We start from the raw sequence: 25,304 nt of genomic DNA, 5'->3' as shown, positions 1-25,304 counted from the left end.
GCGTTTCACCATGCGGCGTAATTATTCATATTGTGGACTTCGTTTATACTATGTAAAACGGCATCGACAAGCGGCAATCATAGGGCCGCACCGATTCATGGGAGATTTTCGGATGCGTTTCCGCCTTTTGATCGGCCTGCTGGCGGCCACGGCTTGCGCCGCCCCCGCCATCGCCAAACCTGCGAAAGAATGGATCGACCCGGCCACCGGCCACCGCATTGTGCGCATCAGCACTCAGGGCGGAACCTCCAATCTCTATTTCACGCAAAGCGCCTTTACCCCCAAGGGCGACAAGATGGTCATCAAGACCCCCGACGGGATCAGCGTGGTGACGCTCTCGGACTGGTCGATCAAATTGTTGGTGCCCGGACCCCATCTCAACCTTCTTTTCACCGGCCATATCAGCCGCAACGCCTATTACGCCACCCGTGCGCGCGACGATGCGGGCGGGCCGTTTCAGGTCTATGCGGTGGATGTGGACACCGGCAAGGCGCGCAAGGTGGCCGATGTGGCGGGCGGCTCGATCGGCTCGATCAATGCCGATGAAACGCTGCTGCTGGGCCAATACACGCTGCCCCCTGCGCGGGTGAACCCCGATGGCACGCTGATCCGCGCGGAACAGGGCAGCAATGCGGTGGTGGGCGGCAACACCTATGCCGAAAACCGCCCCGACGGCACGCCCTACACCTATGCCGATGCGAAAACCCGCTCGCTGCACCGCCGGTTGAAGGCCGGTTTCCCGATGGAGGTCTTTACCCAGAACCTCGTCACCGGCGAGCGCAAGACCATTGTGGCCAGCAACGATTGGCTCAATCATGTGCAATTCTCGCCCAAGGACCCCGGCCTTATCATGTATTGCCACGAAGGGCCGTGGCACGAGGTGGACCGCATCTGGACCATCCGCACCGATGGCACGGGCAAGAAGCTGGTCCACACGCGCACCATGAACAATGAGATCGCGGGCCATGAGTTCTTTTCACCCGATGGCGAGACGATCTGGTACGATCTGCAAACGCCTCGGGGCCAAGTGTTCTGGCTGGCGGGCTATAATGTGCGGACCGGCAAACGGACCTGGTATCATCTGGAGCGCAACCAGTGGTCGGTGCATTACAACCAGTCGCCCGATCTCAAATACTTCACCGGCGATGGCGGAGACAGCGAGATGGTGGCCCGTGCGCCCGACGGCAAATATCTCTATCTCTTCACCCCGCGCATGATCCCCGATGATGCCGAAATCCCGACCGCCGACGCCGACAAGCTGATTGTGCCGGGCACCTTCGATCAGGAAAAGCTGGTCGATATGCGCGCCAACAATTACAAGACCGAACCCAACATGACCTTTACCCCGGATGGCAAATGGATCATTTTCCGCGCAAATTTCGAAGGAACCACTCACACCTATGCGGTGGAAACCGCCAAGTGAGGGGTGTTTTGCTGCTCGCCGCCTTGCTGACCAGCGCTTCGGCCCATGCGGGCGTGGCGCGAAGCTGGGGCGTGGCAATGCAGGCCGCCCCGGCGGCGGACGCGCCCAATGCGCCGCCCTCGATTGCGGATGCCACGGTGCGCCAGTTCCTGCGCCTGTCGGCGGGTGGGGACCGGCTGCGGCTGGTGCTGGACAATCAGGACAGCGCGAGCGCCTTGACCATCGACCGCTTTGCCGTGGCGCTGGTCGATGCGCGTGGCGCGGTGATCCCCGGTTCCACCCGCAGCATCAGCTTTGGCGGGCGGCCCGGCGTGACCATCCCGGCCCATGCCCCGATGATCAGCGACTGGCTGCGCATGCCGGTCAAACCTCTGGCGCGGATTGCGGTATCCTTCCATGTCGCGCCGGGCCAGACGCTGGGCGCGTTCCATTCCTTCGCTGCTGCCAAAACCCAACTGGCGCCGGGCGATCAGGTGGAAAAGCCTGAATTGGCCGAAGCCGCCACGGTTGAGCGGCGCTTTGTGGTGTCGGGCGTCGATGTTGCGGCCAAGGCGCCCTTGCGCACCATTGTCACCTTTGGCGATTCGATCACCGACGGGGTGCGCGCCACGGTCGATTCCGACCTGCGCTGGCCCGATCAATTTGCCGCGCGCCTGCAAAAGGCGAGGATGACGGTGGGCGTGGCCAATGTCGGCATTTCGGGCAACCGGATGCTGGCCGACGGGGCGGGGCTGAATGCGCTGGCCCGGTTTGACCGCGATGTGCTGGCCATTCCGGGCGCCAGCCATGTCATCGTGCTGGAGGGCGTGAATGACATTGGCGCGGCATGGCGCGAAAAGCGGCATGAGAGTTTCGACACCGAGGCGCTTATCAATGCCTATCGCCAGATGGTGATCCGCGCCCATGATCACGGCGTCAAGATCATCCTCGCCACGATCCTACCCTATAAAGGCGCGGGCTATTGGTCCGAATGGGGCGAGACGCAGCGTCAGAAGATCAACACATGGATCCGCGAGCAGAAGCAGAGCGATGGCGTGGTCGATCTGGACGCGGTGATGCGCGACAAGGCTGACCCCTTGGTGATGAACCCGGCCTATGATTCCGGCGACCATCTGCATCCCAATGACAAGGGTTTTGCCGCGATGGCCGATGCCGTGCCGCTATCCTTGCTGGGTCAGCGCAAGACGCCCACCCGATAAACCATCACATGCACATAGGGTCGGGCCGGATCGACGCGGGCCGACCCGAATTGCGGGAAATGCGGGGTATCGGGCGGCAATCCCGGCTCCAGCGCCAGCCCGTCGCCCATGCGATAGAGATGCCCGGCCTTGCCCGGTTTGGCCCCGTCGAAATAATTGCCGGTATAGATCTGGACCGATGGCTGGGTGGTCCACATTTCCAGCCAGCGGCCTGAGGCGCGATCCTCCATCCGCGCGGCCAGATGCGGGCGGGCGGTCAGCCCCGCATCCAGCATGAAACTGTGATCAAACCCTCGCGCCTGCACGATTTGCGGATCACGGCCATCGCGGATCACGGATTCGATCATGCGCCCGCGCCGGAAATCAAACGCCGTCCCGCCCACATCGCGTAATTCGCCCGTGGGCAGATTGCCCCGCGCCACCGGCACCATGCGCCCCGCCGGGATCATCAGTCGCGCCATGGTCGCCGCCCGCTCTGCGCCTTCGCCCGACAGGTTGAAGAGCGCGTGGTTGGTGATGTTGACGATGGTGGGCCTGGTCGTTTCCGCCTCAAAACGGATGGTCAGCGCGCCTTTGACATCCAGCCGATAGGTGACGGAAACCCGCAACTTCCCCGGATAGCCGCTGTCGCCATCGGGGCTGGTGTGGGTCAGGCGGACCATCGCGTCCCGCCCGCCATGCACCTCGGCCACGTCGAACACCTGCCGGTCGAAACCTTGCCCGCCGCCATGCACAGAATTTGGCCCCGCGCCATTGCGCCGCAGATGATAGGTCACGCCATCCAGCGCGAATTGCGCTCCGGCGATCCGGTTGGCATAGCGGCCCACGGTGGCGCCCAGATAATCCTGATGCGCCTCATAGTCGGCCGCCGTGTCATGGCCCAGGACAATATCGGCGCGGCGGCCATGGGCATCGGGCGCGATCAGGCTTTGCAGCGTGGCGCCATAGGCCAATATCCGCGCCGACACCGGGCCGTTGCGCAGCACGATGGCCGCCACATGCCGCCCATCGGCCAGCGCGCCGCCATCCTCCACCCGCGCGGTTGCCGCCATCGCGGGCGAGGCCGTGAGCAGCAGAGCCAGCGCGGTCCTCAATGGCGTGGTTCCTGCGGGCTGTTGCGATGGGCGGGGATATGGGCGGCGTCGATCTCCGGTCCGGCCAGCGCCAACATCTGGATCGCGGCCAGCCCCCATTGCGCGGCGGCATTGGTGGACAGGCGGGGCCATTCGACCTGATTGCCCAGATGCACGCGCGGATCATGATCCCATGTGCCGAGACCCTCGTCGCCCGAGAAGAATTCCTCCACCGCGCGCTTCATCAAGCCCCGGTCATGGCGCGCCCGCGCCGCATAGGCGGTCATGCGCGAATAGGCCTCTCGCAAATTGCGCGCGCCAAAGGGCGGGCCGAATTTGGCGAGGAAATCGGGCTTGGGCGCATTGTACCATTGGCAGAACGTGACCCATGCCAGCGTATAGGCGGGAATGTCGATCAGGCTGATGATCTCGGCATTGATCTCGGTCGCGCCGAAGACGGAGGAGAGATGGCTGATGCCGATCGTGTCGCCTTTGCCAAGGAACCGATGCGTGGCCGGGTCATAGGGCGCGCCGCCCACCAGCCAGCCATATTTCATCGCGCCGATACTCTGCATTCCCGCCGCGATCCGGTCGCGCCACTGGGTGTCGCCGGTGCGCTCCCACTGGGTCAGCCATGCGCCCACCACCGCCGTCCAACTGGGGCCAAAACCCATGTCGAATGTGCCCTTTGGCCCGGCATAGGGTTTGGCGCCCGGCACCTTGCGCCCGATCTCGACATGGTCCAGCGTGCGGTCGCTGTCCACCAGATCGGCGATGAGATCGCCCACCCGGTCATCGGCGGTCAGATAGAAATAGATCCGGCGATAGATGGCATTGGAGACGCGCGGCTGTTTCGAACTGTCGCCCCAATGCTGCACCCCGTGGCGCGTGCCCAGCCCCTTGAAACGGCCCATGTGATAGGTGTCCACCTCGCTGGTGTGGCGCGTCATCGCCTCGGCCAGACGGAAGGGTTGTGCCGCCCCGGTGCGCAGCGCCTGATACCACAGCCACAGGTCGGGCGAGAGTTCGCTGTTGTCCCAGGCAAAGCCGCCAATGTCATAGCGCCACTGGTGCCGGTCGGCGTCATAGGTGTGCATGATGTCGCCATGGTTCCAGAAGCCGTACCAGCCGCGCCGGTCCACTTCGCCCGCATAGAAATCGACGAGGCGTTCGAGCTGATCCTCGACAATCGCGCGGTTGCGGCTGGAACGGTCGGGCAGGGACCAATCACCAAACACGCCCGCCTTGTTCAGATGGTCGGGCGCGGCCATCAGGCGGGGGGATGCGCCATTTGCGGCGGCCATGACCTCGATGGCGGCATTTTCGGGCGTTGCCTCGCAGGCCCAGAGGGTGAGTTCATGCGTCTTGGCAATGCCGGTCGCGCTGCCCCAGCCGGGTTCGTAATCCTCATAAGTGATGTCAAGACCGGCGTTTTGCGCGTCATAGGACTCCATTCCGTTGACGCCGCGCCATGGGCGCAGATCCATCGGTTCGGCGCGCGGGCTCCACAGCCATGCCGTCAGATGCGCGGTATCAGAGGCCGCATCGCGCACCGACAGGGCGCTGGGGCAGGTCTGCCAGAACCAGCGCTGGGCAATGGCCGCGCCGCCGCCGGGGCCGCCCACATAGGCCAAACCCGGCGCGCGATGCCCGGATGCGGACGCCACCCACGCCATATCGGCCTGCGTGCGCTTTTCGATGCGAAAGCCGTCGGCGTTGGGCTGTTCCAGCCAGAAGTCGGACCATGTGGGGATATACTGCAATTTGTCGCGCACCGCTGCGGCCATTTGCGCGATGGGCGGCGTGGCGCGGCCCTCGATCTGGGCATGGCGGAAGGCCGCGCCCGGATCGCGGCGCAGGCCGGTCAGCGGGCGCACCGCCTCGGCAAACAAAGGCCCATCGCTGGCCAAACGGATATGGCGGTCGTGGGGCGCATCGCGCATCGGCACGGCCACCGAAACCCCAAGCGCGGCAATCGCATCGCGCGCCGGATCGCCATCATAGATGAAGCTGTGAACGATCCGCAGATGCCGCGCCCCTGCATAGGCGTAGAAGCGCAAGGTGAAGGGCAGGGTGGCCTCCTGCCCCTGACGGTGGACACCCTCGACCTTGATGACCGCGCGCACCAGGCCGTTTTGCTGAAGGGTCAGGCGCGTGACCGTGGCGGCAAAGGCTCCGCCCATCTGGCCTACCAGCGAGACCGGCCCCATCACCGCCCGCCCGCCGATGCTGGCGCTGCGGATCAGGGCGTCGCCCGATTTGGCAAAATCCCATGTCACCCCGGCGCAGATGAGGCGCAGGCCATCGGCGGTCTGCTCGACCCGGATCGGGTCGGCGGGGCCGGGGCCGGGCGCGCCGGGGGCCACGGTAATGCCATCGGGCACGGCATCGCCGATGCTGGCGGGCAGGGCATGGGCGCTCCATTTGACCGAGCCGTCGGGCCAGAAGGCGGTGGGCCAGCTTTGCGCCGGGAGGGCCGCGCCGCCCGCCGCCACGGCAAAGCCCGATCGACGCGACACCGCGCCGCGCGGCCATGCCACGCCGAAACTGTGGCCCAGATCCATGGCAGGGCGCCCCTCCAGCCAATGCGCCGGGGCGGGCGATGGCGCGGGCGCGGCATGGCCGATACGCGCGGCCAACGCGGCGGCGGGGATCAGGCTGGCCAGTTTGAGGGCATCGCGGCGGGTCGTCATCGTTGGGCCTTTATGCGGATATGGCGGAAGGCCCAGTGGCTCCATGTGGTGCGCAGGCCAAACCAGCCGGAGGAATAGGGGGCAGGGTCGGAAAGGATGAAAAGGCGCGCGCCGTCGCGGTCCACCGCAATGTTGCGCGCGTCCGAGATCAGGGTGATATGGGTCCAGCGATTGGGCCTTAACAGCGCATCGCTCCGGTCATGTTCGGGGCGCAGCGGGCGCACACCCGGCGTTGCGATATAGCGGCGCAGGCGGGTGGAGGTGTTGCGATTGCCGCCAATCCCCACGTAATAGGTTTGCAGGCTGTCATAATCCTCGAACCGGCCGGAGCGGGGGGCGGGGTCATCGCCATTGGCCTCGCGCGCCATCCAGAAGGCGTTGAGGTCGCTGACCGTGTCATTGGGGCCGCCGTGGGCAATGGCCATGGCGTCGAAACTGATGCGGACGGGGCCGGAGAGACGGTGGCGATACCAGAGCGTCAGCCCGCGCGGCGTGTCGATCTCGATCGTGCCATGGGCAAAACTGACGTGGGCGGGGGCCTCGGCCTCGGTGCGCCAGTCATCGGGGCGCCAATCGGCGGGGCGGGCAAAAGTCGCCCCGCTCGACAGGCAAAAGACAACGCAGAGCAGGAGAGGAGATCTCACGCGCCGCTTGCCCAGGATCACATCTTGGCCCGGACGCCGAAATAGACCCGGCGGCCATAGGTTTCGACGGTGGAAACGCGATAGGCGCTTTCCTCATCCTCGATGCGCTGGGCATTGGTGATGTTCACCAGATCGACAAAGGCGGTGAAATGATCGCCGATGCGATAGCTGATCGAGGAATCCCATTGGCCATAGGGGCGGCCAAAGGCGTTGAGATTGTCACGCTCCGGCCCGATATTATAGCGCGAACGCCAGTTGTACGAGATGCGCGCGTTCAGACGGCCATCGTCATAGAAGGCGGACAGGTTATAGCTGTGGCGCGACAGGCCGGGGAAGCCCAGTGCCTGACCGCTGTAATAGCCCGCCGTGGTAAAGCCGCGATCCTTGGCATAGGTGTAATTGGCCTGAAGCCCCATGTTCTTGAACGGGCCGGGCAGGAAATCGAAGCCATAGACGAGGCCCGCCTCAAACCCGTTGATTTGAACCGGGGCGGCGCTGTTGTAATAGGTCGAGATGGTGAAATCGGTGCCATTATAGGTTTCGGTCGTGGCGCGCTTATAGGGAAAGCCCTGAATGTCCTTGCGCCAGAAAGTGGCCGACAGATAATTCACCCGCGAGATATACCATTCCAGCCCAAGGTCATATTGCTGGGCGGTATAGGGGCTTAAGTTTGGATTGCCGCGCGATCCGGTCTGGGCAATCGTGTTGAGCGACATGGAGGGCGCGATCTTGGCCAGATCGGGCGCGGCGGCAACCGACGTGGCCGTGGCGCGCAGGATCAGCTTGTTGGGCACCAGTTCATAGCGCAGATTGGCGCTGGGCAGCACATAGGTGTGATTGCCGGTAAAGGACACCGGGGCGAAAGTGCCCGCGCTGGTGTTGATGTTATAGCCCGAGGCGATGGTCTCCATGCGGATCACGCGTGCGCCCACCACCACGGCCAGATTGCGGTCAAACGGGGTAAAGCCCCATTTGGTCGAGACATAACCGGCCCAGTTCTTCTGCTTCACATCATAGGTGTCGCCCGGCGACCAGTTGCTGGTGGTATAGGTGGTCGGGATGCCCGCCGCATTGGCGATGGCCATGTTCATGTTCAGCCAGCGCTGGATATTGGTCGAGCCGATATTGCCGGTCGAAAAGAAATTGTGATCGCCAAGATCGGCATATTTCACATAGGACTGGATCTGCGAAAGGATCGCGGCATTGGTGCCGGTCGAGGTGACGGCATCGACCGCCGTGCCCGTGACCCATGTGCGGGTCTTGATGTCGCCCACGCCCGGCGTTGCGGTATAGCCTTCATAGGTGACGGTGCCGTCGTGATAGATCGAGTTGAGATCGGTCACGCGGCGCTGGACGCCGAATTTGATCTGTTTCAGGAAGCCGCCCACGTCATAATCGCCGTCGAACTGGAAATTGCGTTCGGTCTGGACGTTCTGGCGCGGCTTGTGCTGGATCTGCAGATTGTTGATGCCCGCCGGACTGGTGGGGTCGGTCGACAGGCTGATGTTGGGGGCGCCGACCGGATTGCGGAAATCCACCGTTACCGAGGTCAGGCCATATTGCGTGCCCACCACGTCGATTTCATCGTTGAAGGCTCGCGCCCAGGAATAGCCGCCGCGTGCGCGCAGGGTCAGTTTGGGCGACACATGCCATTCGCTGCCCAGTGTGCCGGTATAGGTCTGGCGGTCGATCGTGCCGTTGATGTTGCGATAGGACACGCCCAGCGCATTTGTGCTGTTCGGATTGGCCACCGGGGTTTGCTGGAATTGCACGTAACTGGCCGCGTTGCCTGCGTTGACACTGGTGTCATTGCTGAGCGACAGAGCCGAGGTCAGGGCCGAAAACGTGTTGATCTGCATAAGCTGCGAGTTCAGCGTCTGCTGGCCGCGCGTATAGGTGTTGTCAAAGAACAGGCGGAAATTGTCGGACGGGCGCCATTCGACAATGCCGTTCATCGCATAGCGTTCGGTGCGTTCGCGATACATCGCATAGCGCGGAATGTCGGGATAGAAATCGCCGGTGCCGTCATTGTTCAGATCAACGCAGCCGCTCTGCGCGGTCTGGCTGCATTGCGCGGCCGTGGCGCCCACCTTGCGGATCTGGCGCCAGCCCGTCGTCTTGGCCTGATCGTACCACAGGCTGCGCTTTTCATAGGTGGCCGAGAGCAGCACGCCCAGCGTGTCATGGGCGAAAAGATGGCTGCCGATCAGCGCGAATTTGGGGTCGAGCCGGTCGCCCAGCGTTCCGTAAACCCCCTGAACCGATCCGGCCAGATAGTCCTTTTTGGTGTCGAACGGGCGGCGGGTGATGATGCGCACCGTGCCGCCCAGACCGCCTTCGGTCATGTCGGCGGTGGCCGATTTGACGACTTCGAGGCGGCTGATGAATTCGGCCGGGATGTCGCGGAATTCGACCGCCGGATTGGTGGCCGACCCGGCGGCCGGGCCTGCGGCGGTGGAAAGGGTGGATTGCCCGTTGATTTCAACGCGGATCAGCCCCGGATCCACGCCGCGAATGGAAACCGCCGAACCCTCGCCGCCCGCGCGGCTGATTTGGACCCCGGTGATGCGCTGCAAGGCTTCGCCCACGTTCTTGTCCGGGAACTTGCCCACGTCCTCGGCCGAAATCGCATCGACCACCTGATCGGAATTGCGCTTGGTGTTGAGCGCATTGGCAAGGCTCTGGCGGATGCCGCTGACGATGATGTCGGCGTTGGTGGCGGGGGCGCTTTGCGCATGGGCCAGAGCGGGGGCGACAAGCGCGACAATCAGCGCGGCGGACGCGCAGGAGCATCGCCAAAGGTGAGCCTTTGAAGCCATGGTGGACAACCTTCCCTGTTATCATTTTCATGTTGCTCAATATGAACTTATCGAGCGCATTATGAACCTATCGCCAAGGCCGTCGCTTTGCAAGCATGAAGGCGAAATATTGATGGTGGGGCGGTGATTTCTGAAATCAAACGATAAATACCCGCGCGTATGCCTGTTCTCGGCATCATTATTCGCGCTTTATGTGGCGGATCATCCCAATTTATGAAATTTCATGGGGCGGGATTCGCCTGTTTGCCCAAAACAAAAGAACCCGGCAGACGCCTGCCGGGCTGTGTGATGAGGATGTCTTGGGATTTACCGCCAGTCGGCGGGAGGCAATCCGGCCTTGCGCCCGATGGCCTGAATATAGTCCAGCACCGATTGCGCCCGTTCGCCCGCCGGAACCGGCCGCCCCGGCGGCTCGAACCAAATCGGGATAACGCCGAAATCCAGCCTGCCATCTTCGTGCCAGAGGATTTCGCCGATCATGCCGTTCACCGCCTCGGGATGAAAGGGGGCGAGGGGGTAGGCCGGGTCGGGTTCGAAACCGAACAGCTTCTTGCGCCGCTCCACCCACTCGGCGCGGGCCGGATGGTCCTGCGCGGGCGAAAGCGCATGAGTGACGACACAGCCATTGCCCAGTCCATGAAACACAGGCGCGCCATCAATAACCTCGATCCCGCGCGCGATATGGGCATGGTGGCCCACCACCACCCCGGCGCCTGCTGCCACCGCCGCCGCCGCCAGAGGGCGCTCATAGGGCGCCAGATCGGCGGGCCTATGCGTGATGCCTTTATGCAGAGCGACAATGACCAGATCGGATGCCGCCCGCGCGCGGGCAATGTCGGCCTCCATTGCGGCCTGCGATGCCGGGTCGATATGGACCAGTTCGGCCTGCGGGCGGCAGGGGCCGCCATCCTGCGGTGTGATGCGGACATAGGCGCAGCCGGGCCTGCCTTCGCCCGCCCAGCTCAATTCCGGCCCCACGCAATTATAGCTGAGCAGCGCGATCCGCCGTGTGCCGGCGCTCAGAAACACCGGCGCCCGCGCCGCCGCCAGATCCACGCCCGCCCCGGCATGGGCGATCCCGTTGCGATCCAGCCCCGCCATCGTTTCGGCCAGACCCACCGGGCCGCAATCCATCATATGATTGCCCGCCATGCTGACCGCCGTGATCCCGGCGCGGGCCAGCGCGTCCAGATGGGCCGGGTCCGCGCCGGGCGCAGGCACATCGCCGGGCACCTCCTCCTGACAGGTCGTATAGGGCACCTCGAGATGCCCGATCACCACATCGCCCCCGCGCAGGATCGGCGCGATGCCTGACAGCCAGTGGTCAGGCTCGGGCACATCAAGGATGAGATCGCCCAGCAGCAGAATGCGCGTTGTGCTCATCCGATCACCCCTTCATCGCGCAGGGCCGCAATCGCCGCCGCATCCATCCCCATTTCGCCCAGCACATCGTCGCCATCCGCGCCCAGCACCGGCACGGCGCCCGCATCGCCGCTTGCGCAAAAATCCGGCCCCATACCCAGACCCAGCACCGCCAGCGGCCGATCATGCCCCGGCAATTGCGCGTGCGAAATCAGCCCGCGCTGCGCCATATGGGGGTGGCTCAAAATGTCGCCGATCTCGCCGATCCGCGCGGCGGGGACGTTCGCCTGCGTCAAACGGTCCTCCAGTTCCTGCGCGCTGTATTTCAACATTTCCTGCGTCAGCCAGCCTTTGAGCGCGGCGTAATTTTCCACCCGCGCGCCATGCGTGGCAAAGCGCGGATCTTGGATCATCTCACCCGCGCCCAATGCGGCGAACAGCGCCTCGATCTGATGCTGGTGATTGGCGCCAAGAGCAATCCAGCCATCGCCGCAGGCATAATATTCCGCCGTCGCCACCAGCCGAAACCCGCGATTGCCGGTGCCCTTGGGCGAGGTCCCGGTATAGTCCCAGACCGAGGCCGCAGCGCCCATGATCTTGAGCGCCGCATCCAGCATCGCCACATCCAGCCTCTCACCCGCGCCGGTCAGATCGCGCCGCCGCAGCGCCGCCAGTACGCCCATCGCGCCAAGGTATCCGGTGAAACTGTCCACCACCGGAATGCCGATCTTCAGCGGCCCATCGGCGGTGGCATTCATCATCGCCATGCCCGATGTGGCCTGCGCGATATGGTCATAGGCGCCGCGATCCTGCAAATCGCCGCTTTGCCCAAAGCCCGAAAGCGAGAGCCAGATCAGGCGCGGGTTGAGCGCCGACAGATCCTCATAGCCCAGCCCAAGGCGGGCCATCACGCCGGGGCGGAAATTTTCCGCCACCACATCGGCCCGTGCGGCCAGATCGCGCGCGATTCTCACCCCGCGCGGGTCTTTCAGGTTCAGCGCCAGACTGCGCTTGCCCGCATTGACCGCGGCAAAGGGGACCGACATGCCCGGCAAACCGGCATGTTCGGTATAGTGGCGGAAATCGTCGCCCTTTTTCGGCGGCTCGATTTTGATGACCTCGGCCCCCAATTGCGCCAACGTCATCGTGGCGGTCGGCCCGGCAATGGCATGGGTGAAATCCAGCACGCGCACACCCGATAGCGGCATCATTGTCTCTCTCCTGCATCGAGCGCCCCGCTGGCGGCGATTCCGGCCGGGTCAAAGCCCAGCTCGGTCAGGATCGCCTGATTGTCGGCCCCGGCGTGTCCCGCAGGGCGAGGCGGCACGCTGCGCGTTTCGGATAGGCCAAAGGGCAGGCTCAATTGCGTCACCGGTTCCTGCCCCGGCACCGGCACCTCGATGATCCGCCCGCGCGCGCGGTGGTGGGGGTGGGCCAACGCCTCGACCATGGAATAGACCGGCATGGCCTGCGTATCGGATTGCTCCAAAAGCGCGGCCCATTCGTCGCGCGGGCGGGTTCGCATGATCGCGGCGATTTGCGCCTGCATCATCGGATGCTGCTCGACGCGGTGCTGCATGGCGGCGAAATCGGGCCGTCCGATGGCCTCACAAAAGCGCCGCCAATAGGCAGGCTCCATATCCGTGGTGCAGAGGAATTGCCCATCGGCGCATTCCCAGACCCCGCCTTTAGGATGCCACTGGCCCGGCGGCGGCGCGGCGTCGGGATCGTCATGACGCCCCATGGACACCGCCAGCAGCGGCAGGCACGCGTCCGCCATCGCCACATCCACATGCTGGCCCCGCCCGCTGCGCTCGCGCGCGGCAAGGGCCAGCAGCATGGCAATCGTCCCCTGCGCGCCGGTCAGCACATCGGCGACCTGCAAACCGGGCAGCGAAGGCGTGGGTAGGCCATTAAGGCGCGACAAGGCTCCGGCCAGCGCCAGCGCCAGCGGATCATGCCCCGCGCGCCCTGCCAGCGGCCCGCTCTGCCCGGCAAAGCTGACCGAGAGATAGACAAGCTGAGGATTGAGCGCGAGCATCCGCCCCGCGCCATAGCCCATGCCCTCCATCACGCCGGGGCGGTAATCCTCGATCAGCACATCGGCCCGCGCGATCAGTTTCTCCAGCACGGGCCGGGCTGCCTCATGGCCGGGGTTGATCTTCAGGCTGCGCTTGCCCCGCGTATAGGAGGGGCGGGCGCGGCGGCGCAGCGCGGCGGTCTCATCCTCATCCTTGCCGAAAATCGCCTCGGCCTTGGCCAGTTCGCGCGGGTGCTCGATCCGCACCACATCCGCGCCCATGTCGGCGGCCACCCATGAGGCATAGGCGGCCGGCAGGAAGCGGCTGAAATCGACCACCTTGAGGCCGGTGAGCGCGGTCATCGCCCTGTCGCCCGCGCTGCCGCCCTTTGGCCTGCCTCGCCCTCGATAAATGCGGTGATCGCCGCCTCGATCGCCGCGCCATCCTCGCCTTCGCGGTTGAAATTGTCGGCGGTCAGCTCCAGCACCGGATAACCCGCCGCGCGCAGGGCCCGCACCACAAAGGGATCGGCATCCGACAGCGCCACCACGCCGTCGATCGTGTGGGTCTGGGCCTCGTGCACATACCACGGCCCGGCCCATGTCGGCATCCGCAGCTCATCGCCCATCGTGATGCAGCGCGAGGCCAGCGCGCGCAGAGCATCCTTGCCCGCAATATCGCGGATATAGCCATCGGCGGCCAGCGCCAGATACATTGACCATACGAACACCGCGCCATGGCTTTCCTCCCATTTCTGGTAGAAGCCCATCTCGCTCCACAGACCCCGGCCCACCCACATCAGGCGGACCCTCTCGCCTTCGCAGGCGGCCAATCCGGCATCGACCCGCGCCTTGACCTCTTCATAAAAGGCCCGCGCCGCATCGCGCGCCCATGGCGTTCCGCGATGCCATTGCGGCACCATCGTGGCGGGCATGGAATCGACAATGCCGATCGGGGCGGGCACTGTCCGCGCGATCAGATCGCGGGTCTTGCGGTAATAATCCTCCTGCTCGTTGACCAGATCCATCACGGCGCGAAAGCGGGCTTCGTCAAAGCGGCGGCCGGTCTTGGCCTCGATGGTGGCGATCACCTCGCGCAGTTCCGCCGTCATCAGGTCGATGCGTTCGGGTTCGAGCGCATTTTCCCAATCGACGGGCAGGCGCGCCCACCAGTCGCCGTAAAGATCCATGCGCGGATCATTGCTCTTTTCATAAACGAAGGGCGCGGCGCCCGTCACCTGCGCCCATTCGGCAAAGATGCGCGCGGTCGGCTCGCTGGTGGCGACGGCATGGACGAAATCGGGCCGGGGCAATCCGCCCCATGGCGCGTTTTCGGCGTCATCATCAAAGGCGGCGGCAATGCCTTGCGCGGAATAGGCCTCGACATTGGCGGGATAGTGATGGTCGCGCAAAAGCGATTGGTAACGGCGCGATTGCTGTTTGGCGGCCACGATCGAGGCCCACCACTGGTTGACCACAAAGGGTATGTCCATCGCGCGCAGGATTTCCTGCGGGGCATTCGCGTTCACCATGGCAAAGGGGCTGCCCGCGGCGACTTTGGCGCGCAGATCGGCAAACCATTCGCGCTGATAGGCGTTGAAATTGGCGACGGATTCCAGAGATTTGCGGCTGCGCTTGTCGCCCTTGCGCGGCGCGGCGCGCGGCGGTTTGGTTGCTCGGGGCGGTTCGGCCTCTCCACGCAGGCGCGTCAAGAAAGGCCCGTCGGGCAAGGCATCACAGCGCAGCGCGGTAAAGGCCATATCGGGCAGGGCACGGCGGATCGCGGCCTCTTGCCATGGCGCGGCTTCATCGCCGCCGATGGAGAGATGAAGCACGGCATCCGCCCCGCAGGCCGTGGCCGCCGAGGCGATCCGCCGCCCGCCCGCCATGTCGATACGCGGCGGGCAGGGGGCATGGGCAAAACTCTGGCCCCATGCGTGATCCTCGCCCACGATGAGCCAGCCTTCGGCCTCAATGGCCTGATAGAGTTCAAGGCCCTCATGCGGGGTGCCGGTGATGAACAGGCGGCGTCCCGGAATTTCGGGCGCGGCGACAAGATCCACCAGCAATTCTTCGAGCGCGGGGTTATAGTCGGCGGGGTGCAATATGGCCGAGGCACCGATCACCGCCAGCGCATCACTGCCGCTGATCTTGCCCCTCCGCCGCGCCTCGCCCAGCGCGTCGAGCAGATGGGCCTGATGGGCGAGCAGGGCCTGCGCATCGGCAAGAGGCTCCGCGCGCTCCAGCCTCGCCAGCCAATCGGCCATCTGCGCCATGCGGGCCTCATTATAGGCCATAGACGCAGCGCGCGGCAGATGGAGCAGATCGAGGAAATGCATGTGTTGTGGCACGGCCTCGCCCTGCCGCCCCAACTCGCGCAGGGCGGCGAAGATCTGCGGCTGTTCGCCATCGGCCGCGGTGATCAGCAGCGGCGTGTCATCCCATGACAGCAACACTTCCAGCAGGCATTTGCCGCGATGGCCCATGGCCGCATGGCCCATCACGGCATCGGCGCGGGGCGTTGCCGAAAGGCGCGGCGCGACCAGACGCACCGGCTGAAGGCCCGCGCCCAGCAGCGCGGAGCGCGGCGCATCGAAGCCCAGCGTGCGGATGATCGGCGCGCGGGCGGCTGCGCCGGATGGATCGGCGTAGGCCTGATGGAAAAAATCCAGCATCAGATCACGCCCTGAGCCTTCAGCCGCGCCACATCGTCGGGCGAGAGGCCCAGATATTGCGCATAAACATCCTCATTGTGCTGGCCGATATAGACCGGCAGCGCATCGTCGAAACCGGTGCTGGCGGCGGAGAACTGGATCGGGATGCCCGCCGTGCGCAGATCGACATTCGAGCCATAGGTGGGATGTTCGACCGCCATGGTTTCGTGGCGCTCGACTACGCGCGGGTCGACCAGAGCGTCTTCGGGATGGCGCACCGGGGCAACGGGTACGCCGCGCTCCTCCAGCAGGCGGCAGACCTGCGCCATGGGCAACTGGCGGCTCCACGCATTGATCGTGGCTTCCAGCACCTCGGCATTGGCCACGCGCGCGTCGCGGTTGGCAAAGCGCGGGTCATCGCCAAGCTCGCGCTGGCCCATGGCGTCGAACAGGCCGCGGGCAAGGGGTTCATGCACCGCGACCACGGCCACATAGCCATCGGCGCATTCAAACACGCCAAAGGGCGAAAGGCGCTGAACCGTCAGGCCTGTGCGCGCGGGCATGCCCGCCGCGGCCATGGCGGACCAGTTTTCAATCGCCACAAAAGATGTCAGCGCCCCCAGCATCGAGACATCCACATGTTGGCCGACCCCGGTGCGGTGGCGCTGTTCGATGGCGGCAAGGATGCCGATCACGGTGAACACCGGGGCCAGCATATCGGCAATCGGAATGCCGATGCGCACGGGCGGATGGCCCGGCTCGCCGCTGGTGAACATTGCGCCCGACAATGCCTGGATGATGACGTCCATCGCCTTGCCCGAACGGTCATTCGCGCCAAAGCCGGAAAGCGAGGCGAAGACGATGCGCGGGTTGACCTGCGCGCAGGCTTCATAGCCCACGCCCAGCCGGTCGGCGGTGCCCGCGGTGAAATTCTCCACCACGATATCGGCCTTGGCCACCAGTTCCATGAACAGTTTCTTGCCATCCGGGTGTTTCAGGTTGAGCGAGACGCCATATTTGCCCCGCGCCCGCGTGAGGTGAGACAAGGAAATGTCATCCTCATGCGCTCGCTCGACCATGATGCCTTCGCGGCCCAGATAGGGGCTGTTTTCGCGGGCAAGGTCGCCACCTTGCGGTTCCTCGATCTTGATGACCTTGGCGCCCAATCCGGCCAGCAGCAGCGTGGCATAAGGCCCCGCCAACGCGCGGGTGAGATCAAGAACGGTCAGCCCTTCGAGAGGGCGGGTCTGGTCAGTCATGGGGCATATCCTTGGTGCAGCGGGTCTGGCCGCTGGCAATGAGGGCTTGGGCGGCGCGGAACACCGGTTCTCCATCGATGCCAACGGCCGAAAGGCGGCGGGCCTGATCAAGGGCAAAGCGGTTATACAGCGCATCGAAACGGGTCTGGTCGGCGGCGGGCAGGGGGATGATCATCACCCCATGGTCCTTGGCAAAGGCGATGCCGGCCTTTTCCGCCTTGGCGTTGTTGGCGTTCAATTGCGCCTCCCACTTGGGCTTGGCGGCATTGAGCACATTTTGCAGATCCGGCGGCAGGCGGCGCCAGGCGATGTCGGACATGGCGCGGGCCGGATAGCCGCCCCGGCTGAGGCGCAGCGTGGTGAAATAATGCGCGACCTCGGAGAAGTGCAGGCTCTTGATCGTGTCGGCGGGCGCCACCACGCCGTCGATCACCCCCTTGGCCAGCGCGGAATAGACCTCGGCCATCGGCATGTTCACCGGATCGGCGCCCAGCGCGCGCAGCACGTCGATGCTGTCGGTTTGCGCGCGCAGGCGCAGGCCCTTGAGGTCTGCCAATGTGCGCACCGGGCGGTTGCGCGTCATGATTCCGGGGAAATTGCCGCCTTGAACCGCCAGCACATGCAGGCCCGGCAATTCATTCGACAATTGCGGGAAACGCGCGGCCAGACAGTCATAGATGCTGACCTGATCCTCCATGGTTTTGACGCCGCCGTAAAAGCCCGCCTGCGTGCGCTGCAGATGGACCCCGCCGCGCGTGTAGATCGGCGTGATCAGGCCGATGTCGGCAAGACCATGGCGGATTTCGGTGATGCTCATGTCGGACGAAATCAGCGCACCCGACCAATAGGGCTTGAAGGCGATGCGCCCGCCGCTGTCTTTTTCCACCTGCGCCATCCACGCAATGTCGGCGCGGCTGAAGGGGTGAGTCGGAGGATAGGGGCTGGCATAGGTCAGCGTATATTCGGCTTTGGGGCCGGGGGCGGGAGATTGGGCGGAGCAGCCCGCCAGCATCGCGGCGATAGCGAGAGTAAGAGACTTGCGCATGGGTTCAGGCCCCCATCATCTTGGGCAGCCAGAGCGCCATCGCCGGAAAGGCAATGATCGCGCCCAGATGCAGAAAATCGGCAACGAGGAAGGGGATCACCCCCCGGAAAATCGTGCCCAGCGAGAGATCCTTGGCCACGCCTTGCAACACATAGATGTTGAGACCCAGCGGCGGATGGACAAAGCCCAGCTCCATCGTGCGGACGAGGAAGATGCCAAACCAGATCGGGCTGTAGCCCAGATGCTCGGCAATGGGCAGAAAGATCGGCGTGGTGAGCAGCATCAACGCCACGCCATCAAGGAAACTGCCCAGCAGGAGCAGCACCAGCGTCATCACGATGATCGCCAGAACCGGGCTGGCATGCAGGCCGATCACCGCGCCCGACATCGCCTCGGTTATGCCGGTGATCGAGATAAAGGTGGCGAACAGCATCGCCCCGATGATGATGACATAGATCATCCCCGCCGTGCGCAAGGTGGCATGGGCGGCCTGTTTCAGCGCGGCAAGCGTAAAGCCCCCGCGCAGCGCCAGCAGGCCCAGCGAGGCGACAACGCCCACCGAAGCGGCCTCGGTCGGCGTGAACCAACCGATCATCAGCCCGCCGATGACAAAGGTGATCATCGTTACGATATCGGCGATCTTGCCCATCGCGCGCAGGCGCTGCCCCCATGTGGCGCGCGTGCTGGCCGGACCAAGGGCGGGGTTGATGGTGCACAGGATAATGATGGTGATGAGATAGGAGATCGCCTGCGTCGCCACCGGGATCAGCGAGGCGGCGAAGAGTTTGCCGATGGATTGTTCGGCGATGATGCCAAACACGATCAGTGCGCCCGAGGGCGGGACCAGCGAACCCAGCGTGCCCCCGGCGGCCAAAGCGCCTGCGGCAAAGCCGGGATTATACCCCGCCTTGCGCATTTCGGGCAGGGCAACCGAGGAAATCGTGGCGACCGTCGCCAGCGACGAGCCGGAAATCGCACCAAACCCCGCGCATCCCCCGATCGAGGCCAGCGCCAGCCCGCCCCGCCGATGGCCGACAAAGCGCGCCGCCACGGCAAAGAAATCGCGGCTGGCCCCGGCGGCGAAACAGATATGCGCCATCAGCAGAAACAGCGGCAAAACGCCCAGTTCGTATTTTGAGATCACCTCATAGGAAACGACCCCCGCCTTGATGAGCGCGGCCTCGGGCGAAATCATCACCGCCATGCCGCCAATACCCGCCAGCATCAGCCCGATGCCGATAGGAATACCCCCCGCCAGCATGGCCAGCAGCAAGGCAATGCCGATCCCGCCGATCAGTTCGGGACTCATGCCTCGCCCCCATCGTTGCGGGGCGCGTCGCTCTGGAAGGCCTGACGCAGGAACAGGGCGGCGATGGCGAAACTGGCCAGCAGCCACAGCGCGCGCAGCCAGCGGATCGGGATTTCCAGCAATTCGGTCATCTCATACCCGTTCCACAGGTCGCCCATCACCCATGTCGTGCCGATGGCCACGCCCAGAAACACAGCCGCAGAAACCACCGACATGATCCGGCGCAGCAGGGCGGCGGTGGGGGCGGAAAGGCGGGATGTGACCATGTGAACGCTTGCATGATGGCGCTCAAGCGTGGCGTAAAGCATCGCCCCGGCGCCCAGAAAGACGATGCCCGTCTGCGTCAGTTCAATCGAGCCGAGCAGATGCAGCCCCAGATGGCGCCCCGCCACGGCAATGAAATCGGACAATGCGGCCAATCCCAGCCCGACCGCGCCCAGCCCATAGGCAAGGCGGCGCAATACGGAAGGTCTGGTTTCATCGCCATCGAGAACGCCATGGGGCGGTGGTGGGGGCATCTTGCTCTCTTCCCTTGGTGCCGGCTTGCTTGGACGACCGGATCTTTGCGGCGGCGCACGGCGTTGACATCACCCTGTGTCAGGCGTCTAATGGCCGAGTCACCGAGAAGGTAGATTAATTCAATCGTTGAATATGTCAACTAAATGGGATCGGGTTTGCGGATGAATAAGGCAGAGACGGCAACTGGCGTGAAACTGGGGCGGCTGGGCGATTATGTCGGCTTTCGCCTGCGCCGGGTGCAAAATCAGCTCTCGCGCGATTTCGTCAACGCCACGGCCAACCGGGGGCTGCGATCGGGCCTGTTTTCCTCGCTGGCGCTGATCTCGGCCAATCCGGGGATCTCGCAGGCCGAGCTTTCCCGCGAAATTGCGATGGACAAGTCGGTGACGGTCAGTTTGCTCGATGATCTGGAGCGTCGCGGCTGGGCCACGCGCAAGCGTTCGACCCAGGATCGGCGGCGCCACGCGCTTTACATTACCGCCGAGGGCGAGCGTGAACTGGAGGAAATCTTCGCGGTTGTCTCGACCACCGAGAATGCCGTGCTGCACCAGCTTTCTCCTGCAGAATTGATGTTGCTCAGCGAATTGCTCGACCGGATGTATGCAGTGTGCGTGCGCGAAGAGTGAGGGGCGGCAATGCTGCGTTGCGGAAAATTGATCCAAAAAAAATATAGTTGACTCATTCAACTAATTTACGCATCTTCATCCTCAAGAACGCATAAGTTCCGTCTGGCAAGGCCGAATCCGGCCACCGGCTTGTGAGGAGAGGAAAGGTGCCCGGCATCATGCGACACAGCGCATCCATCTCGCTCAGCGGACTATTCCTGTAATCGCTTGCAATTCTTGGGAGGATGCCATGAACCATCGTAAGTTCCGTGCGGCCGTGCTGACAGGCACGGTTCTGGCCGGGGCGCTGTCTGCGTCCGCGGCATGCGCGCAGGGGGCGCAGGAAGCCGCCACCAATGCCGATATCATCGTGACGGGCAGTCGCGTGCGCGGCGAGGCCCCCATCGGTTCGACCGTCACGGCCCTGTCCAACGCCGACATTGCCGCCACGGGCCGCGTCACCATCGACCGCGCGATCCGCGATCTGCCGCAGGTGTTTGACCTTGGCGTGTCGGAAAATTCGCGCGGGCAATCGGGCGGCGCGGGCAATATCGTCTATTCGAACTCGATCAACCTGCGCGGGATCGGGCCGAATGCCACGCTGATCATCGTCGATGGCCACCGCGTCACCAACAACAGCCGTTCGATCGACCCGTCCACCCTGCCGACACTGGGCGTTGAGCGGATTGAGGTGGTGGCCGATGGCGCATCGGCCATTTATGGTTCGGACGCGGTGGCGGGCGTGGTCAACCTGATCCCGCGCCGCAGCCTCAACGGGCTGGAGGTCACCGCGCGCGGCGGCATCGCCTCGGACGGGGCCTATAATGAAAAGATGGCCGGGGCCGCCTATGGCCATAAATTTGATCGCGGCCAGTTCATGGTCGCCTATGAACATGTTGAAAAATCAAACCTGAACGGTTCGGACCGCCCCTTCTTCACCTCGAACCAGACGCGCTTTGGCGGCAATGACTATTCGGTCACGCGCTGCAACCCCGGCACGATCACGGCGGGCGGCGTCAATTACGCCATTCCGGCGGGCGGCGTCACCAGCCCCTCGCAATTGACCGCAGGCACCAGCAACCGCTGCGATGATCTGCAAGGGCAGGACCTGATCCCGCGCCAGAAATATGACTCGGCCAACATGACCGCCAATTTCAAGGCTACCGACTGGCTCGAATTTTTCGTCGACGGCTTCTATTCCTATCGCTCCTTCTACCGCCTGCCTGCCTACAGCAGCGCGACGCTGACCGTGCCGCAGACCAATGCGTTCTTTGTGCGGCCCACGGGCTTTACCGGCACGTCCTATACGCTGGGCTATAATTTCTCGGGCGATGTGGCGCGCAACGCCAGCTATGGCCATTCGGAAAGCTGGCAGATCACGCCGGGGGTGAAGATCAAGCTGCCCAAGAACTGGCAGTTCGAGGCCTTGGTGGGCAAGGGGCGCACCTATGACATTTCGGCCAGCACGCTGGGTACGAACAATGGCGCGCTGAACGCCGCGCTGGCCAGCAGCAATCCGGCCACCGCCTTTGATCCCTATGGCCTTGGCCGCACGTCGGCGGCCACGCTTGCGGGCATTTTCAACCAGGTGTTCTATGCCCCCACCATCGGCCGCTTTGTCGGCTATGAGGCGCGGGTGAACGGTCCGCTGTTCAATCTGCCCGCCGGTCAGGTCAAGCTGGCCGCCGGTTATGAAGGCCAGGAATTCAACGTCTCGCTGGGCAGCCAGCGCGGCAATCCTAGCGTGCCTTATACCTGGACCAATCCGGGGCGGCGGGTGGATTCGGCCTATGCTGAACTCGTGATCCCGGTGTTTGGCCCCGACAATGCGGTGCCGGGCCTGCAAAAGCTGGAGATCGATGCGGCGGTCCGTTACGATAAATATTCCGATGTCGGGCAAACCACCAATCCCAAATTCGGCGTGAACTGGAAGCCGGTCGAAAGCCTGACCCTGCGCGGGTCCTATGGCACGTCTTTCCGCGCGCCGACCTTGCCGCAGATCTACGGCAATTCGAACGGGCTTTTCGTGCAATCCTATCAGAACCCCACCGGCGGCGCGCCGATCACCGGGGTGGCGCTGTCGGGCGGCAATCTCAACCTCAAGCCCGAAACCGCCACGACATGGTCGCTGGGCGCTGATTTCCAGCCGACGCGACGGACCAAGTTCTCGCTGACCTATTTCAACGTGGATTACAAAAATCAGGTCATCGCGCTGCTTTCGGATCTCTCGCTGCTCAACCGCGTGTCGCAATATGACGGCACCGGCCTGATCACGCAGGGTTCGGCCGCAGGCGTGCTGGCCGCGCAATATGTGGCGCAGGGTCTGACGGTTGCGGGCGCCTTCCCCGGCGGCAGCCCCAGCAATGTGACGCTCTTCGTTGATGGGCGCAGCCAGAATCTGGGCCGCTCGATCACGCGGGGCCTCGATTTCACGGCCAGCCATGTGATCGACACAGACAAGGCCGGTCGCTTCACTCTGGCCGTCAGCGGAACCTACAATCTGGGCTTCAAGACGCAGCAGGCCCCCGCCGCACCTTTCATCAGCCAGCTCAACCTGATTTTCCAGCCGCTGCGCTTCCGCGCGCGGGCCACCATCAATTGGGAAATGGATCGCTTCGGCGTCCTGCTGCGCGCCACCCATGTGGGCGGATATACCAATAATGCGATCTCCACGCCGCAGGCGGTCAAAAGCTATACGCCGATCGACGCGGTGATCAATTTCAAGGTGGGCGATGCGGATAATCCGTTCAATCTTGGTCTTGAAATCCGCAATGTTTTCAACATCAAGCCGCCCTATGTCAACATCGCGCCCAGCTCGAACGGCAGTGGCGGCTATGACGCCACCGCGTCCGATCCGATCGGCCGCCTGATCGCGGTCAGCGCGAGGAAGAAGTTCTGATGCGCTCCGTTCTTTTGGCCTGCGCCGTGGCGGGGGCCATGGCGCAGGCTGGGGTGGCGGGGGCGCAGGCTCCTGCCGCTCTGGCCCCTGCCGCCGCGCCTTCCAGCTTTGGCCATTATCAGCCGCCCAAGACCTATAATTCCCAGATCCGCCAGAGCTTTTACGTGCGGATGCGCGACGGGACGCGTCTGGCCGTTACGGTGGCGCGCCCGGCGGTGGACGGCAAACCGGCCGAGGGGCGTTTCCCCGTCATCTGGCACCACACTTTGTCCGCCACGCAGGAGGCCGCCGATGGCACCGGCCCGCGTGCGGCGGGGTTCCGCTCGATACCGGGCCTTACCGATTACGGCTATGTCGTGGTGCAGGTCGCCCGGCGCGGCAATGGGCAGAGCTTTGGCACGATGCGCGGATACCATGAGCGCAACGAGGATGCCGATGCCTATGAAATGATCGACTGGCTGGCCGATCAGCCGTGGTCGAACGGCATTGTCGGCCAATATGGCTGTTCGAACACCGGCGATGCGGCGGTTCATGCGATGACGGGCGGCAATCCGCATCTGAAAGCCGTGTTCGCGGGCTGCTTCAGTTGGAACAAATATGACGCGATGCGGCGCGGGGGCATCTTTGCCCAATGGGGCACCGGCCCCACGCGCACCATCGAGCAGGACATGGCCATCCCCCCCATCGATGGCGATGAAAACAAGGTGATGCTGCGCAAGGCCGCCGAGGAGCATCAGCGCGCCACGCCTTTGTTCGAACTGTGGAAATCGCTCCCCTACCGCGACAGCTGGGCGCCCAGCGTGCAAAGCACCTTCTGGGCCGAGGGCAGCGCGTCCTCCTATGCCAACCAGATGCGGCGGTCGGGAACGGCGCTCTATGTCGTGGGCGGATGGCGCGATGAATTGCGCGATCAGGGGCTGATCACCTTCCTCAACATCCCCGGCACGCGCATCCTGATCGGGGACTGGCTGCATTGTCAGAATGACGGCTTTGGCCTTGTCGAGGAGGCGCATCGGTTCTTTGACCGCCACCTGAAGGGCATCGACACCGGCATCGACCGCGATCCGCCGATCCATTATTACACCGTCGGCGCCGATGAATGGCGCAGCGCGACCCAATGGCCCTTGCCGCAGGCGCCGCAGACCAGTTTTGCCATCACCGCCAAGGGGCTGGAAAGCGGGGCCGCCAAACCGGCGCCGCTCACCACCAGTTTTGCCGTCGATTACGCCACGCCTTGCGTGGGCGAGGGCGGCGGCCCCACGATGCAGCCGTGCCACCCCAAGGGCGCCGGTTTCTCCGTGGCGGGCAAAGCGCTGGCCGCGCCGGTCGAGGTGACGGGCCATGGGCTGGCCGATGTCTGGATCGCGGCCGACACGCCCGATGCCAACCTCTTTCTCCTGCTGGAGGATGTCGCGCCCGATGGCAGCGTCAAGGTTGTGACCGAGGGCCGCCTCAAGGCGTCGCTGCGCAAGACCGACAAGGCGCCATGGGCTTTGCCCGGCCTGCCGTGGCATCGCGCCTATGCCGAGGATGCGCAGATGCTGAAACCGGGCGAGCCGGTGCGGATGCAGTTCGACCTGATGCCTACCTCCTATGTCTGGGCCAAGGGGCACCGCATCCAGTTCACTTTTGCCGGATCGGATTACCGCGAAAGGGCCCGCAGCGCCAATTCGCAACCCGCGCGGATCACGCTGATCAGCGATGCGGCGCATCCATCGAGCGTCAGTCTGCCTATCGTCAAGCCCTGAACGGGTCGCGGCGGGGCCGGGTCAACCGGCCCC

The 25,304-nt window shown here is 64.3% G+C and carries 17 protein-coding genes; 5 read left to right on the top strand and 12 right to left on the bottom strand.

Annotated features, from left to right (window positions below):
• Positions 1-112: 112 nt before the first annotated feature.
• Entirely contained in the window at positions 113-1,423 is a 1,311-nt protein-coding gene (locus PQ457_RS09810; RefSeq protein ID WP_273616697.1) for an oligogalacturonate lyase family protein, read from the top strand.
• Positions 1,420-2,622, top strand: a complete 1,203-nt coding sequence (locus PQ457_RS09805; protein WP_273616696.1) for an SGNH/GDSL hydrolase family protein — start codon at positions 1,420-1,422, stop codon at positions 2,620-2,622. The genes PQ457_RS09810 and PQ457_RS09805 overlap by 4 nt, the downstream gene beginning before the upstream one ends.
• On the opposite strand, the gene PQ457_RS09800 is transcribed toward PQ457_RS09805, so the two are convergent.
• The 12 genes from PQ457_RS09800 to PQ457_RS09745 all read right to left on the bottom strand — a co-directional run bounded on the left by PQ457_RS09800 (position 2,598) and on the right by PQ457_RS09745 (position 20,018).
• The gene (locus PQ457_RS09800) at positions 2,598-3,674 is read right to left on the bottom strand and encodes an aldose epimerase family protein (RefSeq protein WP_273619295.1); all 1,077 of its coding nucleotides are present in this window, start codon (positions 3,672-3,674) and stop codon (positions 2,598-2,600) included. The genes PQ457_RS09805 and PQ457_RS09800 overlap by 25 nt on opposite strands.
• Positions 3,675-3,712: 38 nt before the next feature.
• Entirely contained in the window at positions 3,713-6,388 is a 2,676-nt protein-coding gene (locus PQ457_RS09795; protein ID WP_273616695.1) for an exo-rhamnogalacturonan lyase family protein, read from the bottom strand.
• A complete protein-coding gene (locus PQ457_RS09790) occupies positions 6,385-7,032 on the bottom strand; it encodes a DUF6250 domain-containing protein (RefSeq protein WP_273616694.1) in 648 nt (215 codons plus the stop codon). The genes PQ457_RS09795 and PQ457_RS09790 overlap by 4 nt, the downstream gene beginning before the upstream one ends.
• A gap of 17 nt (positions 7,033-7,049) precedes the next feature.
• A complete protein-coding gene (locus PQ457_RS09785; RefSeq protein WP_273616693.1) occupies positions 7,050-9,851 on the bottom strand; it encodes a TonB-dependent receptor in 2,802 nt (933 codons plus the stop codon).
• Between the two features lie 306 nt (positions 9,852-10,157).
• The gene (locus PQ457_RS09780) at positions 10,158-11,234 is read right to left on the bottom strand and encodes a CapA family protein (protein WP_273616692.1); all 1,077 of its coding nucleotides are present in this window, start codon (positions 11,232-11,234) and stop codon (positions 10,158-10,160) included.
• Positions 11,231-12,424 (bottom strand): CaiB/BaiF CoA transferase family protein, encoded by a 1,194-nt coding sequence (locus tag PQ457_RS09775; RefSeq protein WP_273616691.1) that lies wholly within the window; start codon positions 12,422-12,424, stop codon positions 11,231-11,233. Before PQ457_RS09775 ends, PQ457_RS09780 begins: the two co-directional genes overlap by 4 nt.
• Positions 12,421-13,596, bottom strand: coding sequence for a CaiB/BaiF CoA transferase family protein (locus PQ457_RS09770; RefSeq protein ID WP_273616690.1), 1,176 nt, complete (start codon positions 13,594-13,596; stop codon positions 12,421-12,423). Before PQ457_RS09770 ends, PQ457_RS09775 begins: the two co-directional genes overlap by 4 nt.
• Positions 13,593-15,908, bottom strand: coding sequence for a 2-hydroxyacyl-CoA dehydratase family protein (locus PQ457_RS09765; protein WP_273616689.1), 2,316 nt, complete (start codon positions 15,906-15,908; stop codon positions 13,593-13,595). The genes PQ457_RS09770 and PQ457_RS09765 overlap by 4 nt, the downstream gene beginning before the upstream one ends.
• Positions 15,908-17,146: a CaiB/BaiF CoA transferase family protein gene (locus tag PQ457_RS09760; RefSeq protein ID WP_273616688.1), complete on the bottom strand. Its 1,239-nt coding sequence runs from the start codon at positions 17,144-17,146 to the stop codon at positions 15,908-15,910. The genes PQ457_RS09765 and PQ457_RS09760 overlap by 1 nt, the downstream gene beginning before the upstream one ends.
• Positions 17,139-18,191: a TRAP transporter substrate-binding protein gene (locus PQ457_RS09755; protein WP_273616687.1), complete on the bottom strand. Its 1,053-nt coding sequence runs from the start codon at positions 18,189-18,191 to the stop codon at positions 17,139-17,141. The genes PQ457_RS09760 and PQ457_RS09755 overlap by 8 nt, the downstream gene beginning before the upstream one ends.
• A gap of 4 nt (positions 18,192-18,195) precedes the next feature.
• The gene (locus tag PQ457_RS09750; protein WP_273616686.1) at positions 18,196-19,500 is read right to left on the bottom strand and encodes a TRAP transporter large permease; all 1,305 of its coding nucleotides are present in this window, start codon (positions 19,498-19,500) and stop codon (positions 18,196-18,198) included.
• Positions 19,497-20,018 carry a TRAP transporter small permease gene (locus PQ457_RS09745; protein WP_273616685.1) on the bottom strand — a complete coding sequence of 174 codons (522 nt, stop codon included), beginning with the start codon at positions 20,016-20,018 and terminating at the stop codon, positions 19,497-19,499. The genes PQ457_RS09750 and PQ457_RS09745 overlap by 4 nt, the downstream gene beginning before the upstream one ends.
• A 162-nt stretch (positions 20,019-20,180) precedes the next feature.
• Between PQ457_RS09745 and PQ457_RS09740 the strand changes: the two genes are divergently transcribed.
• The 3 genes from PQ457_RS09740 (at position 20,181) to PQ457_RS09730 (ending at position 25,271) form a co-directional block, all read left to right on the top strand.
• Entirely contained in the window at positions 20,181-20,645 is a 465-nt protein-coding gene (locus PQ457_RS09740; protein ID WP_273616684.1) for a MarR family winged helix-turn-helix transcriptional regulator, read from the top strand.
• 229 nt (positions 20,646-20,874) lie between these two features.
• Positions 20,875-23,523: a TonB-dependent receptor plug domain-containing protein gene (locus tag PQ457_RS09735; RefSeq protein ID WP_273616683.1), complete on the top strand. Its 2,649-nt coding sequence runs from the start codon at positions 20,875-20,877 to the stop codon at positions 23,521-23,523.
• The gene (locus PQ457_RS09730; RefSeq protein ID WP_273616682.1) at positions 23,523-25,271 is read left to right on the top strand and encodes a CocE/NonD family hydrolase; all 1,749 of its coding nucleotides are present in this window, start codon (positions 23,523-23,525) and stop codon (positions 25,269-25,271) included. The genes PQ457_RS09735 and PQ457_RS09730 overlap by 1 nt, the downstream gene beginning before the upstream one ends.
• The last annotated feature ends 33 nt before the right edge of the window (positions 25,272-25,304 follow it).

It is taken from the genome of Novosphingobium humi, assembly GCF_028607105.1.
GTDB lineage: Bacteria > Pseudomonadota > Alphaproteobacteria > Sphingomonadales > Sphingomonadaceae > Novosphingobium > Novosphingobium humi.
This window is presented reverse-complemented; position numbering and strand designations above follow the sequence as displayed.